Source organism: Brevibacillus sp. 7WMA2 (assembly GCF_010748895.1).
In the GTDB taxonomy this organism is placed as follows: domain Bacteria; phylum Bacillota; class Bacilli; order Brevibacillales; family Brevibacillaceae; genus Brevibacillus_B; species Brevibacillus_B halotolerans.
In genome coordinates, this window is record NZ_CP048799.1 from 5,031,725 (window position 1) to 5,047,886 (window position 16,162).

Annotated in this window: 11 protein-coding genes; 10 read left to right on the forward strand and 1 reads right to left on the reverse strand. The window is 42.3% G+C overall.

Annotated features, from left to right (window positions below):
• Nucleotides 1–90 precede the first annotated feature (90 nt).
• Nucleotides 91–570, reverse strand: a complete 480-nt coding sequence (locus GOP56_RS21720) for a DUF2507 domain-containing protein (RefSeq protein ID WP_022584144.1) — start codon at nt 568–570, stop codon at nt 91–93.
• 517 nt (nt 571–1,087) lie between these two features.
• On the opposite strand from GOP56_RS21720, the gene GOP56_RS21730 reads away from it, so the two are divergent.
• From GOP56_RS21730 to GOP56_RS21775, 10 genes are all read left to right on the forward strand, one after another.
• Nucleotides 1,088–1,699 (forward strand): succinate dehydrogenase cytochrome b558 subunit, encoded by a 612-nt coding sequence (locus tag GOP56_RS21730; protein WP_003334941.1) that lies wholly within the window; start codon nt 1,088–1,090, stop codon nt 1,697–1,699.
• An 18-nt stretch (nt 1,700–1,717) separates the two neighbouring features.
• The gene (gene sdhA, locus GOP56_RS21735; RefSeq protein ID WP_003334940.1) at nt 1,718–3,481 is read left to right on the forward strand and encodes a succinate dehydrogenase flavoprotein subunit; all 1,764 of its coding nucleotides are present in this window, start codon (nt 1,718–1,720) and stop codon (nt 3,479–3,481) included.
• Between the two features lie 2 nt (nt 3,482–3,483).
• Complete coding sequence (gene sdhB, locus GOP56_RS21740; protein ID WP_003334938.1) at nt 3,484–4,233, forward strand: succinate dehydrogenase iron-sulfur subunit; 750 nt, start codon at nt 3,484–3,486, stop codon at nt 4,231–4,233.
• A gap of 198 nt (nt 4,234–4,431) precedes the next feature.
• Nucleotides 4,432–8,256, forward strand: a complete 3,825-nt coding sequence (locus GOP56_RS21745; protein ID WP_163246620.1) for a S8 family serine peptidase — start codon at nt 4,432–4,434, stop codon at nt 8,254–8,256.
• 81 nt (nt 8,257–8,337) lie between these two features.
• Nucleotides 8,338–8,712 carry a hypothetical protein gene (locus GOP56_RS21750; RefSeq protein WP_003338892.1) on the forward strand — a complete coding sequence of 125 codons (375 nt, stop codon included), beginning with the start codon at nt 8,338–8,340 and terminating at the stop codon, nt 8,710–8,712.
• A 149-nt stretch (nt 8,713–8,861) separates the two neighbouring features.
• Nucleotides 8,862–9,737 carry an iron uptake system protein EfeO gene (gene efeO, locus GOP56_RS21755; RefSeq protein WP_163246621.1) on the forward strand — a complete coding sequence of 292 codons (876 nt, stop codon included), beginning with the start codon at nt 8,862–8,864 and terminating at the stop codon, nt 9,735–9,737.
• 6 nt (nt 9,738–9,743) lie between these two features.
• The gene (efeB, locus tag GOP56_RS21760) at nt 9,744–11,060 is read left to right on the forward strand and encodes an iron uptake transporter deferrochelatase/peroxidase subunit (RefSeq protein ID WP_163246622.1); all 1,317 of its coding nucleotides are present in this window, start codon (nt 9,744–9,746) and stop codon (nt 11,058–11,060) included.
• 37 nt (nt 11,061–11,097) lie between these two features.
• Nucleotides 11,098–12,861 carry an FTR1 family iron permease gene (locus GOP56_RS21765; protein WP_163246623.1) on the forward strand — a complete coding sequence of 588 codons (1,764 nt, stop codon included), beginning with the start codon at nt 11,098–11,100 and terminating at the stop codon, nt 12,859–12,861.
• Nucleotides 12,862–13,021: 160 nt separating this feature from the next.
• Nucleotides 13,022–13,855, forward strand: coding sequence for a BglG family transcription antiterminator LicT (licT, locus tag GOP56_RS21770; RefSeq protein ID WP_003338887.1), 834 nt, complete (start codon nt 13,022–13,024; stop codon nt 13,853–13,855).
• A 346-nt stretch (nt 13,856–14,201) separates the two neighbouring features.
• Nucleotides 14,202–16,088, forward strand: a complete 1,887-nt coding sequence (locus GOP56_RS21775) for a beta-glucoside-specific PTS transporter subunit IIABC (protein WP_163246624.1) — start codon at nt 14,202–14,204, stop codon at nt 16,086–16,088.
• The last annotated feature ends 74 nt before the right edge of the window (nt 16,089–16,162 follow it).

The window sequence follows — 16,162 nt, forward strand, 5'->3', positions numbered from 1 at the left end:
TGAAGAGAAAGCAGACAGGTAGGAAACCATGACAATGACAACTAGTAACGATGAAACGAATATAAGAGCTCTGCACGTAAAAACAGGTTGTTACCCTGAGATAACAACCTGAATGTGTGCAGTTGGTTCTTTTTTTTTGTCCTTTCCCAGAAGAGTGAGTGTGGCATTTGACTCACGCTCTAACCACTTGCCAATCGATCCGGCAATAAAGCCTGTCTCAAACTGTAGGGTGCGTTCTAGTCGGTTTGTAGTCTGCATAGTAAGATGAGGATGAGTCAGGAGATATTCAATTTGTCTAGCTGTACACAAGGTTAATTCCAGCTTTCCTAAGCCGAGCTGGATGAAGGCTAATATCAGATCTTCCGCTGCATGTATATGATAGGTCTCGCCTATCTCTTTCCCCATCCAATAAAGAATAGGAGCTTCGCAATCTCCCAGTAATTCCTGAGTGACTACATTTCGAAAAAAGAGATGACCGGCAAAAGGCATGTTCATTTGTTGCATGCGCTGACAATCATATACTGAAAACTCAGGTAAAAGCTGCTGTAGGATATCAGTAGCTTGTCTCACTCTAGCTCGTCCTCCTTTTGTGCATGATTTCTATTCTATGAGAGAAAAAAACAATTATGCTAAGACTAGGAAAATGATAGGAGTAAATGAGGGGTGAGTCAGAGTATATCTAATAGATACGTGGTCATAATAAGAATAAATAACAAGAAAAGCTAGGAATGATATAGATTACAATTAATCTAAGAATGTATTAAGTCTATTCAATTGCTTGACGCTACTAAGAGGTAGGAGTACAATTGGTTTTGGTCACATAATTTCCAATCTTTATTCTTTATTTAGACACATCTCGTTTGCGCCCGCGGTTTTTTATGCGTTGGATTGACAGACTTTTAAAACCATTTCGCAAACTGGAAACATTTTGTGTTTCCCTATTGAGGGATTGGTTTTTCGTGAATAGAGGATGTTCTTCCAAAGTGGAAGCGGAGCGGAACATGTGTCTTGCTTGAGCCTGCATGGTGATGGCATAGGTATTGTAAGATAACATTTTCCACACATCAATGAAGGGGGGACCCAAGGCATGGCAAGTAAGAAAAACTTCGCTTTGCACAAGCTTCACACTCTACTCGGGTTGTTTCCGATCGGGTTGTTTTTACTGTTCCATTTAACGGCGAACTTTCAAGCAACCAAAGGGCCGGAAGCATTTAACGAAGCGGTTGGCCTAATTGAAAAGGCACCGTTCTTATTGTTTTTGGAATTTGCATTCATTTATCTCCCACTGTTGTTCCACGCCATTTACGGTCTATATCTCGCATTTCAAGCAAAACCGAACAATGGCAACTACTCGTTTTTCCGCAATCAAATGTATCTCTGGCAGCGTATTACAGGTGTTTTCACGCTGATTTTCATAGCGTGGCATGTATGGCAAACACGTATTGTCAAAGCACTTGGTACTGCCGAAATTAACTATGACCTCATGCATGATATTTTTACTAACCCAGTAATGATAGCGTTTTACGCTGTAGGTGTTCTATCCGCTGTGTTCCACCTTTGCAATGGTGTATGGTCGTTCTTAGTGCATTGGGGCATTACAGTAGGGCCACGTTCACAACGTATGGCAACTTATTTCACCATGATCCTGTTCGTAGCATTATCCTACGTAGGCTTGCGTGCCGTATTCGCATTCGTGTAAGAGAAGGGGGAATAAAACATGGCGAAGGGTAAATTAATTATTGTCGGCGGTGGCCTAGCTGGACTAATGGCGACAATTAAAGCAGCAGAAAAAGGGGTAGCCGTAGAACTTTTTTCCCTAGTTCCGGTTAAGCGCTCTCACTCAGTCTGTGCGCAGGGCGGTATTAATGGAGCTGTTAATACCAAAGGGGAAGGCGACTCTACTTGGGAGCACTTTGATGACACGATTTATGGCGGTGACTTCCTAGCGAACCAACCACCAGTAAAAGCAATGTGTGATGCAGCACCTGGAATCATTTATATGCTAGACCGTATGGGAGTTATGTTCAACCGTACTCCGGAAGGATTGCTAGACTTCCGTCGCTTTGGGGGAACGAAGCATCACCGTACTGCATTTGCTGGAGCAACGACAGGACAGCAATTACTATATGCACTAGATGAGCAAGTACGCCGTTATGAGACGGAAGGACTTGTGAAAAAATATGAGTACTGGGATTTCCTCGGTGCCGTTCTTGATGATGCGGGTGTCTGTCGTGGGATAACTGCACAGAGCATGCGTTCAGGTGAAATTAAAGCCTTCCATGCGGATGCAGTTATCATGGCGACTGGTGGCCCTGGTATTATCTTTGGTAAATCTACTAACTCTATTATTAACACAGGTACAGCGGCATCTGCGTTGTATCAACAGGGTGTTATTTACGCAAACGGAGAATTTATCCAAATTCACCCAACTGCTATTCCTGGCGATGATAAACTACGCCTCATGTCTGAATCAGCTCGTGGAGAAGGTGGCCGCATTTGGACGTATAAAGATGGGAAACCATGGTACTTCTTAGAGGAGAAATATCCTGCATACGGAAACCTCGTACCACGCGACATTGCGACTCGTGAAATTTTCCATGTCTGTGTAGATATGAAATTGGGTATCAACGGCGAAAACATGGTGTATTTGGATCTGTCTCATAAGGATCCAAAGGAATTGGATGTAAAACTAGGCGGTATCATTGAAATTTATGAAAAATTTGTTGGGGAAGATCCACGAAAAGTACCAATGCGCATATTCCCAGCAGTTCACTATTCCATGGGCGGTATGTGGGTAGATTACAACCAAATGACAAATATCCCGGGTCTATTTGCTGCAGGTGAGTGCGATTATTCTCAACATGGCGGTAATCGTCTGGGTGCGAACTCGCTGTTGTCTGCTATTTATGGTGGTATGGTTGCTGGTCCAAATGCAATCAATTACATCAACTCGTTGGATAAGCTCTCAGATGATCTTCCAAGTAGCTTATTTGACAGCTATTCCAAGCAAGAACAAGAGAAATACGACAACATCTTAAAAATGGACGGTACAGAAAATGCGTACGTAATCCATAAAGAGTTGGGCGAGTGGATGACTGATAACGTAACAGTGGTTCGCTACAACGATCGATTGCAAAAAACAGATGATAAGATTTTGGAGCTCATGGAGCGCTACAAAAACATCAATATTCAAGATACACAGCAATGGAGCAACTCTGGAGCGCAGTTTACACGTCATTTGTGGAACATGCTTGTTCTAGCTCGTGCTGTTACAATTAGTGCCCTACAACGTGATGAAAGTCGCGGCGCACACTACAAGCCTGAATTCCCTGAGCGTGATGATGAACGCTTCATGAAAACGACGATGGCGAAGTATAATCCAGAAACAACAGCGCCAGAAATCTATTATGAGGATATAGACGTTTCCTTAATCAAACCACGTAAGCGTGACTATACCAGTGATAAAAAAGGAGGGAAATGATCATGGCTGATCGTTTAATCCATCTGATCGTTACCCGACAAGACACACCTGATTCCACGCCTTATAAAGAAGAGTTTAAAATTCCATATCGTCCAAATATGAACGTAATTTCAGCGTTAATGGAAATTCAACGCAACCCGGTTAACTCGCAAGGCCAGAAGACTAAACCGGTCATTTGGGAATCTAACTGTTTAGAAGAGGTGTGCGGTGCTTGCTCGATGGTCATTAACGGAAAACCACGCCAAGCCTGTTCCGCTCTCATTGATAAGTTAGAACAACCAGTGCGTATCGAGCCGATGAAAACGTTCTCTGTACAACGCGATTTAACTGTAGATCGCAGCCGCATGTTCGATGCTTTAAAACGGGTGAAAGCATGGATTCCGATCGATGGTACCCATGATTTAGGACCAGGACCACGAATGGCGGAAGTAGATCGCCAATGGGCATACGAACTATCTAAATGTATGACCTGCGGTGTGTGTTTAGAAGCATGTCCGAACGTAAATGATAAATCACCATTTATTGGTGCATTTGCTATTTCTCAGGTGCGTCTATTTAATGAGCATCCGACAGGAAAAATGAACAAGCATGAGCGTTTAGATTCCTTGATGGAGGAGGGCGGAATTAGCTACTGCGGTAACTCGCAAAACTGCGTACAGTCTTGCCCGAAAGGCATCCCGCTTACTACTTCCATTGCTCATATGAATAAAGAGACCACGAAGCATGCTATTAAATCCTTCTTCTTCTCGTAAGAAGATACCTTCTTCCCTTTTTATACGACATGAATTCAGAAAAAGCCTTCTCGATAGTGAGAGGGCTTTTTTTTATTTTGAAAAAATTGGTAGTATGCTTTCCTTCCCTTGTAATGGTACGGGTGTATACCCATAAGCTTCCTTTGGCAAACTGATGAAGATACTACATGAAGAATTTTCACCAGGAGGGGGCTGCGTATGAAGAAACAAATGATCAAAGTGCTTTGTACCGGTGCAGTTGTACCGTTGCTATATTATCCGGTCAATTACGTTGGAGCAGATACCGTTTTACATAACCACCAGACGATTGATAACACGCAGCAAATCATTTCACGTGAGCAAATTCAAAAAGATATTTGGGAGGCGACTAGTGCTTCTTTTCCAAAAAAAGCAGGCGGTCATTCCCCGGGCAATCTTTTTAACATGCTTCAGAATCAAGCAAACGAATGGAATTCCTTGAAGCATGTGATGAAAGGAGAGTCTGTGGCTAAAGCTGGAAAATCTACTTTGTCGATGATCGAGGCAGATAGAGCCTGGCAGGAGTTGGGTGTAAAAGGGGAAGGGATGTTGATTTCCATTGTGGATACAGGCATTAATCATAAACACCCTGATTTTCCAGCACCTCACGATAAACAAGCAGCACAAAAAAAGTCTGGAGCATCGCAAAAGGTTATTACAGGATATAATTGGGCTGATCGCAATCAAATAACTCAAGATGTAGGGGAATCTCAGCATGGTGTGCATGTGGCGGGAATAGTAGCTGGAAATGGTAAAGTAAAAGGGGTTGCACCCGAAGCTCAATTGCTTAGCGAAAAAGTTTTTAGCAATTATCAGGGGAGCATTTCTGGGCTTAGTGAATCCATTTTATTTGCAATGACCGATTCTATTGCTAAAAAAGCAGATGTGATTAATCTTAGTCTGGGGTCTTCCGCTGGATATGTAGATGAGACGAATACCGAACAGTATGCGGTCAAAAATGCTGTTGACAGTGGTGTTATCGTAGTCGCAGCAGCTGGAAACGATGCTTATTTTGGTAGTGATAAAGTAAAGCAAGCCAATCCCGATCACGCCATGATCGGGTCACCTGGACTGGCTCCAGATGCTTTTAGCATTGCATCGGTTAATGCCACTACGTTTGCTGGCAATAGTTTTGCGCTTGAGGGTGTTGATCAGTTGCCGCGTGTGGTCTATTTGACGGGAATTCCCATCAGTGGAAGCCCGTTGCAACCTGAGCAGTATTTATCCCAATCACATGAAATGGCGTATGTTGGGAAAGGAAAAAAAGAAGATTACAATGTTAGTGTTAAGAATAAAGTCGTTTTAATTGAACGCGGAGATATAACCTTTGATGAAAAGCTGCGTCTCGCTAAGGAAGCGGGTGCGGCTGGTGCTCTTATTTATAACAATCAAGCAGGTCCCTTTTTGATGAGTGGAAATGAGAGTAAAAATATACCAAGTGCATCTATTTTAAAATCAATGGGCGAAGTAATGGCAGAGAAATTGAAAAAGGGTAAAAAGGTAAAAATTACCTTTGATGGCCAGTTTGCACAAAATGAATTGCCATATCCAGAAGGTGGAACCATGTCCTCCTTTTCCTCATGGGGACCTACGCCGGATTTACAATTTAAACCGGAGATTTCTGCACCTGGTGGTGGAATTTTGTCCACTGTTTCCCAAGACGGATATGGGGTAAAAAGTGGTACATCAATGGCAACTCCGCACGTTGCAGGAGCAATGGCCTTACTCAAGCAGTATTATCAAAAACAAGGATATTCCTTAGAAGGACGAGAGCTGGTTGAAACTCTAAAAGCAGTAGCCATGAACACAGCTCAGCCTGTACTTGATCCGCGTACGTCTAAGTCAAAGGATGAAAAGCTCCCGCCCCTTCCTTATTCGCCTCGTGTGCAAGGGGCAGGCATTATGCAGGTGGTAAAAGCTGCAAAATCTCCCGTTGTCATTACTAATAAAGAGGGAAAAGCAGGTGTATCCTTAGGGCAAATCGGTGAGAAACGAACGTTTAGCCTCATCATTTCTAACAAATTCGGCAAAGAGCCACTCACGTACACACTTAGTGATGAATTCGGTGTGTTAACTGATCAGATAGAGAATGGATACTTTAGCATGAGAGAGACGCGATTGCCTGGGGCCAAGGTTCAATTCCAAACCCCAAGCGTTACAGTAGCTCCAGGTCAAAAACAAGAAGTTCAGGTAACCGTAACTGTGCCAAAGACTGCCCCTAAACAAAGGTTTGTGGAAGGATACTTACTATTTACCCCCAAGCAGACTCAGGTACCTGCCCTGCGAGTTCCCTATTATGGTTTTTATGGAGAATGGAATGAACCAAGAATCATGGACGCTCCGATGTGGAGCGCTGAGAGTCAGGAAAAGCTAACCAGTGTCAAAACAACATGGTATCACGATAAAGAAAGTGACAAATGGCGTTTCCGGGACGCACTGGGTGTGAATGGTGTAGATGAGAATGGTCATGTATTAATCAACCCAGACCATATTGCTTTTTCACCAAATGGAGATGGTCATTATGATAAGGCAGCGCCATCTATTACGTTCTTACGTAATGCGCGAGAGCTTTCTATTAATGTTACAGATTCAACAGGTCAGGTTGTTCGATCTCTCGTCAAAGATGGTAAGGTAAATAAATTTGACCAATCAAGAAAAGGTGATTCCTTTTTCTTCACGGAGAAAGAAGAGTGGGCTTGGGACGGAATGATCTATTCCTCAGATAAAGGGGCCTATGTACCAGCGCCTGATGGGTCATATCGCTTTGTCATCCGTGCGAAAAATGATGGAAGCAACGCCAAGTGGCAGACGCTTACCCTACCTGTACGCGTGGATCGTCAAGCACCGCAAATCACAGCGCAACTAAATAAAAATAAACTTCAGTGGCAGACAAAAGATAAGGATATTCAAGGGTATCTGCTGTATGTGGATGGAAAAAAAACAGGTGGACCTTATGCCCCGACGATTACGCAAGCAGTGGTTAGTCAGCCACACAAAAAAATGACGCTGGTTGCCTATGATTACGCGGGTAACATCTCCTATACTCATATCAATGGACAAAGTGATTTTACACCGCCGGGCATCGAGTTTCCTGATCAGATTTTTCAACAAATCATGGTTAGCAATCAAAATCATGTTGCTATTCGTGGCAAGGTGACAGGCGAAGACATGATGGATCGGGTTAAGCTTACGATCAAAGAGCAACTGGTAAAAGTGGAACCAGACGGTCGATTCCAGACAGTACTAGACTTGCCAGAGGGGATACAATATGTACCTTATAAAGTGACAGATGCCTTTGGAAACACCCGTGAATTTACCCAACGGATTATCGTGGATAAAACGCCACCTATTTTGCAATTTGTAAACGATGGTAACGAGGATATTGTGTTTGACGCGACCAGCAAAAAGATCGTGGTCCCTCTGCGCTGGATGTATCGTGATATGAATTATAAAGGAAGATTGAAGGTTAATGGTGAAATAATTGCAAGCTGGGAAGAGGATCAGATTGAGAAGCCTGTTCATAAATACTTTTCACATCAAATTGCTCTTAAGCAGGGTGAAAATAAGGTTTTAGTTGAGGCGATGGACGAAGCGAAGAACCTGACAACACAATCTGTTATATGCTATGCAGATGCAACGACAGGATCAGCGGTTGTTATGCAGGACCAAAAACGTATTATGTACAAGGCACTTCCTGCTAAGCCGCTTTCTGTGGGTTTTGCAAAGCCAAGCTATGACGATACAGCAGGTTCTACACTTCATGTAAGAGGACGGGTCATTAAACAAGCTGATACAGAGCTGTCCTTTTACTATGGCGATCAGCGTTTGTATGGTGATGTAAGCGATCAGGGAGATTTTCTATTAGAAATTCCACGGGTAAAAGAAGGCAGAGAAACGATCACCGTAGTGGCACAAGATCTATTAGGGCGAGAAACAAAGGCCCAGGCTATAGTGACAGGCAGTAAAATACAATCAAAGCGGTTAAAGCCGAATCGGCAAGAATAAGTGAACGTTTTTATCCCAATAAAAAAGAGTGGCCATCAAAGGAATGGTCGCTCTTTCTTTCATCATGAAGAGGTGAGGCTTGTGTTTTATCATGGCATTCATGACAAATATGTTATTGAACATTACCCAATCCTATCGCCCCGACGGACGGCTCCCTATAAGCATGGCAAGGATTTAGCCGACAGAATGCATTTAATTGAGCAGTTTGGTCTTGAACCGATTCATTTATTAGAAGAGAGCAGGGAGTATTCACAAGATATTTGCTTACGAGAGTGTTGCCGCTTCGGAAATATGGTTTTTTCCTTCCAGTCTTTACCTACTCCCGCATGGCAATTAAGCAAGCATGAAATAGGGGTTCCCATTCTTGATTTGCGAAAAACAGTAGCTATTTATGCTACACAGGAGCACGAGTCAATCAAAAATTTATTTCCATCCATCCCTTATGTCATCATGTAATTCTTAGTAAAAGCTTGTTATTACTAGGGATTATCGTTTGTCAAGAGACTTTGAAAGTGAGAGCAAAAAATCTATTGATAATGATTATCATTCGTATTATAATGTGGTACGAACTTATTTCTATTTCTAACAATTAAGGGGAGTACTTCATGAAAAAGTCTATTTTTACTCTATCAACAATATTTGTAGTAGGTGCATCACTTCTTGGATGCACGCAGCAATCTCAACCAACACAAGCAGATAATAAGGTTGCTCAAACAGATGCTGCACAAAAGGTAGAAGAGAAAAAAGATGCGAAAGATACTTTAAAAGGTGTAACTGAAGCATATCGAACCTATTCTATTGATCAGATCGATCAATTTGTAATTTCTACTGAAAAATTCGTAACGGCAGTAAAAACAGGGGATATGGAAACAGCGAAGAAACTATATGCTCCATCACGCATGTACTACGAGCGCATTGAGCCAATTGCAGAATCCCTAGGAGATTTGGACCCTAAAATTGACGCTCGTGACGGCGATGTACCAAAAGAAGAATGGGGCGGCTTCCATAAGATAGAGCAAGGTTTATGGGTAAACAAAACAACAAAAGGCTCTGAAAAAGTGGCTGATCAGTTGCTAAATGATGCGAAGCTATTGCGTGCTAAGGTAGAAACAGTAGAAGTGACACCAGAGCTTCTAGTAACAGGCGCGGTTGATTTGTTAAATGAAGTATCATCCTCTAAGGTAACAGGAGAAGAAGAGCGTTACTCTCACACTGACTTGTATGACTTCGCTGCCAACGTAGAAGGAGCGCAAAAAATATATGAGCTGTTGCAACCAGCCTTGGTAGCAAAGGATCAGAAGTTATCAGATGAGATCAAAAAACGTTTTGATGATGTATTTGGATTATTGGCACCTTTCAAAAAAGGGGAAGATTATGCTTCTTATACTGAATTAAAACCAGATCAGGTCAAAAAACTTAGCCAAGCAATTGATGCACTTGCCGAGCCACTGTCTAAAATTGGTGTTGTGCTGGAGGGATAGGCATCTATGAAAGAAGAACGTGAAAAAAAACATCACGAGCAACAACAGAACACAACTTCTGATCAAAATGAGACAAAGGTTTCGCGTCGAGATATGCTTAAAATGGTTGGGGTTGGAGGACTTGGACTTTTAGTCGGAGCTAGTGGAATGGGCGGTGTCATTGCTGCAGCTAACCACTTACAGGGTAAATCAGACAAGACAAAGGATAAATCAGGTCGTATGAAAGCTGATACTGTCCCTTTTTACGGAGAATATCAAGCAGGTATTACTACAGAAACGCAAGACTTTGTCTATGTAGCAGCTTTTGACTTAACGACAACCAAACGCTCTGATGTCATAGCGCTTTTTAAAGATTGGACTAAAGCTACAGAAAATATGACACAGGGCCTGCCAGTGGAGGATACGAAAACAAGTCAGTATCTCCCGCCGGTGGATACGGGGGAAGCAGAAGGACTTTCTGCTTCCCAGCTTACCATTACATTTGGTGTTAGCGCTCAGTTTTTTGTCAAGGACGGCATTGATCGTTTTGGGATTAAAGCGAAACGTCCGCAAGCTTTAATCGAGCTACCGCACTTTGCACAGGATGCTCTTCAGCCCGAATGGACGGGAGGAGATATTGTTGTTCAAGTATGTGCAGATGACCAGCAGGTAGCGTTTCATGCCTTGCGCAATCTGATTAGACGAGCGAGAGGCATCGCGACTATGCGCTGGAATCAAGCCGGCTTCCAACGTACCAAGCAGGCTGATCTAAAGGGTGAAACGGTGCGTAACCTGTTTGGTTTTAAGGATGGCACAGGTAATCCTAATGTGAAAGACCCGGCACAGCTTAATCAACATGTCTGGGTACAGTCTAGTGATGGGCCAGATTGGATGGCAGGCGGTTCCTATATGGTTTATCGCCGCATACAGATGCGTCTTGAAGTTTGGGATCGTACGAATTTGAGTGATCAAGAACTGACATTTGGCCGACATCGAGATAGTGGTGCTCCCCTAGGAGGAACAGACGAGTTCGAACCGCTACAGCCTAAGAAATTACCGGATGTTTCCCATGCCCGAATTGCGCATGGAGATGGTTCCATCAAAATTTTACGCAGATCCTATTCTTATGCAGATGGTATGGATGGGAAAACGGGAACTCTTAACGCCGGCCTCTTGTTTATATGCTACCAGCGAGACCCGATTAAGCAATTTATTCCGATGCAGCACCGTTTGGCGAAGAATGATAAGTTAAACGAGTATATTGTTCATCGTGGAAGCGGGTTGTTTGCTTGCTTCCCAGGGGTAAAAAAGGGAAGCTATATAGGTGAGGGCTTGTTCCAGTAGTAACATAGATCTATAAGGAGTAGGAGTTGTGAGCCCCATGTGGTTTTTAAAGAGTAAACAGCGTATGATAGCCATGTTCATGATGGCTACTTTTTTGATGGCTGTAAGTATGCCAGCTTGGGCTACAGAAGCGACAGACCGCCTTTTTGTCACGATGTCTGATGCCTTCTTGAAGACAAAAGAGCAGGATTGGCCTCATGTAGAAGCGACGATCACTACGTTTGCAGGGGAATGGACGAAAGAGAGAACCGATATCCCTCAAGCCAAAGAGGTTGACAGTGCAATAGCGCACGTACAGGCAGAGTTACAGAAAGAAACAAAGGATGATAAGGCCATTTATGCTGGCCTACAACAACTGTCCAAAGCCCTGAGAACTTACGAAGAAACAATAGCTCCTCCCAAAAAAGAGGAGAATCAACAGAAACTAAAGGATGTCCTTGCCCAACTGGAAAAATGGCAAAAGGATGTCAAGCAGCAAAGCCACCCAGAGATGCTGAAGGCCTATCAAGCCTTGGATAGAAATTGGACGAGAGCAGAATTAATTGTCCGCAATAAAAGCATCATGACATACGGTGATATTGAGAAACAATTGGCTTTTGTACGCATTGCGTTAAATGCCGAACCGCTGGATATGAAAAAGGTAGCTGAAAAAATGGACGGACTCCACCAATCTATCCAGGCATTTTTAGATGGAAAAACAAGTGGAGACGCTCCGGCAGAAGGGACTTACTCTGTTCAAAGCTTGTTGGATTTGCTTTCGACCACAATCTCTGCAATAGGGGCCAATGATAATGCTACTGCTATTGATACCCTTAATCAATTTTTAACGATTTGGCCACTGGTCGAAGGTGAAATTATGACGAGGGCACCTAGCTTGTATGCAAAAGTGGAGAATGAAATTCCATTAGCTATTAGTGAACTTAGCTCTAAGGTTCCCAAGACTTCACAGGCTACTGATCGCTTGACTCAGCTACAGATTGATCTTGCTCCCTATGTATCGAGCGGCTCTTATCATATGTGGGATGCAGCGGTGATTTTATTACGCGAAGGATTTGAGGCTTTAATAATCGTAGCAGCCTTACTTTCCTTTCTGAAAAAAACCAACCACGCCCATCAACAGAAATGGATTTGGGCAGGTGTGATTGTCGGAATTATATGTAGTGGTTTGTTGGCTGTTGGTATCCAGCTATTCTTTTCTCAAGCGACAGCAGGTGCTAGCCGTGAATACTTAGAAGGTGTATTCGGAATTGCGGCTGTTATCATGATGGTGCTGGTAGGGAATTGGTTACACAATAAGTCCAACATTCAAAATTGGAATGTTTATCTTAAAGGTCAGGTAGAATCGGCAGTTGCTAAGGGCGGGCTATGGGCCATGGCAACCGTTAGCTTTCTAGCAATCTTCCGTGAAGGTGCGGAAACCGTTATTTTCTATATTGGTTTAGCTCCATCCATTACGATGAAGGAATTGCTAGCAGGGATTGCCCTTGCGTTAGCTATCTTGTTGGTTGTCGGATTTGTGCTGATTCGTTACAGTGTAAAACTGCCGATTCGCTTATTCTTTACGACGGCCACAGTTGTTATTTATGCGCTAGCCTTCAAAATTGTCGGAGTCAGTGTGCATGCATTGCAAATCACTAAATCCTTACCTGTTCATCCGATAAGCCAACTACCATTGTGGGAAGGAATTGGTTTTTTCCCAACCATGGAAACTGTGCTGTCACAGGCTGTTTTATTGATAGTTGTATTAGGGGTGTTTGCTTGGACTCACAAACGAGCTAAAAATCCCGTAATTCCTGCATAAGAGCAATAGGAGAAAAAAGAGTCCGATCAAATTGATGATCGGGCTTTTTCTCTCTCTTTTCATTTTCCTTGACCTCTCCTGAAAAGAAAGGTACGATCAAAAAAAAGATCAGGAGCGATTGTAATAAACATTTGGTTTATCCTAAGGGAGGATCGTCAGCATGAAAATAGCCAAGGTTATTAACAACAATGTGATCAGTGTATACAACGATCAAAATAAAGAACTGGTGATAATGGGCAGAGGAATTGCCTTTCAGAAGCGACCAGGCGATAAGGTTGAAGAAGACAAGATCGAGAAAATTTTCAAATTAGAAAATAAGGATATCTCCGAGAAGTTTAAAACACTGCTTTATGAAATTCCAATGGAGTATATGGAAATCTCTGAGAATATCATTAACTATGCCAAAATGAGCTTGGGCAAAAAGCTAAATGAAAGCATTTACGTCTCCCTTACGGATCATATTTATTTTGCCATTCAGCGTAACAAGGACGGATTAGATATTAAAAATGCCTTGCTTTGGGAGATCAAAAGGTTGTATCAAGATGAATTTTCTGTTGGACAAAAGGCAATCAAACAGATCAATCAGAAATTAGGAATTACATTACCAGAAGATGAGGCTGGTTTTATTGCTTTACACATTGTAAATGCCGAATTAAACGAAGAAATGCCAACGATTGTTACAATAACAAAGGTAATGCAAGAGATTTTAAATATCGTTAAATATCATTTCAATATTGAAGTGGACGAGGAATCCTTGCATTATTACCGGTTTATTACCCATCTAAAATTTTTCGCTCAACGTTTGTGCAAGGAAACCCATATGGAGAGCAGCGACGATTTCTTATACGAGATGGTCAAAAGCAAATATAAGGAAGCTTATGAGTGTACGAAGAAAATCAAGCGATACATTCAAAAGGAATATAAGCATGAGTTAACAAATGAAGAAGTGCTTTATCTAACGATTCACATCCATAGAGTGGTAAATAAAAAGTAAAAATGAAAGCGTTGACATTATCAAGAGGACATGATATTTTATAAGTAACTTAATAAGACAAGTTCTTATTGATTAGGATTGTTACTGGTTAAGCAGGCAAAACCTAAATGGTTGTCTATTTATATGGACAGCGATTTAGGTTTTTTTTAATTTCATACTACTAGGATTGTTACTGGTAAGCAGGCAAAACCTAAATGTTTATTCATGTACAGACATGTTTGTCGATACGTGGGTAGATGTTTGGGTTTTTTTTATGAGATGATGCGAAACTTTTGATCAATTGGGCCCATTTGAACAAGTGCATTGCTTTTATCTCAGTCATGTTAGGAAAAGGATGTGTTTTTCTATGGATAAAGAAAAAGTAGCAAAGGAAATAGTAGCGCTTGTTGGAGGAAAAGAAAATATTGCACACGTTACCCATTGTATGACCAGATTGCGCTTTAACTTGCATGACGATCAGCTTGCTGATAAAGAGAGGCTGGAGAAGACAAAGGGTGTCATGGGTACCATGAAAAGTGGAGGTCAGTTTCAGGTCATCATTGGAAACGATGTTGCGCAGGTTTATAAAGAGATAATGAAGAGTAGCGATATAGCTGCAAGCATACAAGGAAAAGAGAAGGGGATGCAAAAGAAGCAAAATCCGATAAGTGCGATTTTTGATGTCATTGCAGGGGTGTTTACACCGATTCTTCCAGCGATAGCTGGGGCAGGGATGATTAAAGGTCTCTTGTCTTTAGCGGCAACGTTTGGCTGGATGTCGCCCGATGACAGTACCTATCAGATACTAAATGCGATCGGAGACGGTGCTTTCTACTTCCTACCGCTTATCTTGGCTTTTAGTGCGGCAAATAAATTTGGAAATAATCCTTTTATTGCTGTTTCTGTCGCAGCCGCCGTTCTCCATCCGCAATTGACAGCCCTGTTAGGTACAGGGCAAAGTACGAGCTTTATGGGGATACCGGTAACAGCCGTTACCTATGCTTCATCGGTTATCCCAATCGTCATTACGATCTGGCTGGCATCTTATGTGGAAAAATTCGTAGATAACCTAATTCATAAATCAATGAAGCTGATTTTAGTACCCATGCTTACCTTGCTTATTGTAGTACCACTCATGCTTATTGCCATTGGACCAATTGGAACGATTATTGGAAATGGACTTGCATCAGGCATTATCGCGTTGTTTGATCATGCAGGATTGTTTGCGGGATTGCTGCTTGGCGGAACAATGTCTCTTATTATCATTACCGGCATGCACTATGCGCTGATACCAATTATGATTGGTTCCGTAGCTCAGCTTGGCTACGATTACATTCTTCCGATTATGTTCGTCGCTAACCTAGCTCAAGCAGGCGCAGCCTTTGGCGTATTCTTAAAATCACGGAACAAGGAATTTAAATCAATTGCCATGTCTACAAGTATCACAGCAACGATGGGTATTACGGAGCCAGCGATGTATGGGGTCAATATGAGATTGAAGAAACCGTTCATCGCGGCGTTAATCGGTGGAGCAGTCAGTGGAGCCTTTATCAGCTTATTTAAAACAAAAGCTTATATTGTAGGCGGAAATGCAGGATTGCCTGGGTTGCCGATCCTCGTTGGGGAGACATTCTGGTATGCGATTATTGGTCTTATCATTGCTTTTATTGTTGGAGCAGTCATGACATATATTCTAGGCTTTATTGATATACCAACCAATGAAGATCAGGAAGAGTCGAAAGAAACAGTAGAATTCATCGGATTAGAAAAAGAAGGAACAACAGAAAATGCGCTTGTTCAAAATGAACAGATTTGCAGCCCAATAGCTGGTGTTGTTCATCCTCTACAGGCAGTCAGTGACCCCACCTTTTCTAGAGAAATTATGGGAAAAGGATTAGCGATTGAACCCGCAGAGGGACGTGTTGTTTCGCCAGTGAATGGAACTGTCGTCTCCATTTTTAATACGAAGCATGCTATAGGGTTAATCAGTGATGCTGGAGCAGAGGTATTGATTCATATTGGAATAGATACCGTTAAATTGGGGGGCAAACACTTTACCGCCCATGTAGAGACAGGTCAGCAGGTAAAGGTAGGGGAGCTGCTCATTGAATTCGATCTACAGGAGATTAGACAGGCAGGCTTTGAAACAATAACACCTGTGATCATCACGAATACAGACCAATATCCAGAGATCGAACCTTCGAGTCTAGCTGAAATAAAAGAAAAAGAGCTTTTGCTTACCCTGCGAGTCTAAGGGTTATGAATTGTTGATCCATCACCTTGTTTATATCGAAATTTTGCATAGATGCAATTCTACTTATAAGGAGG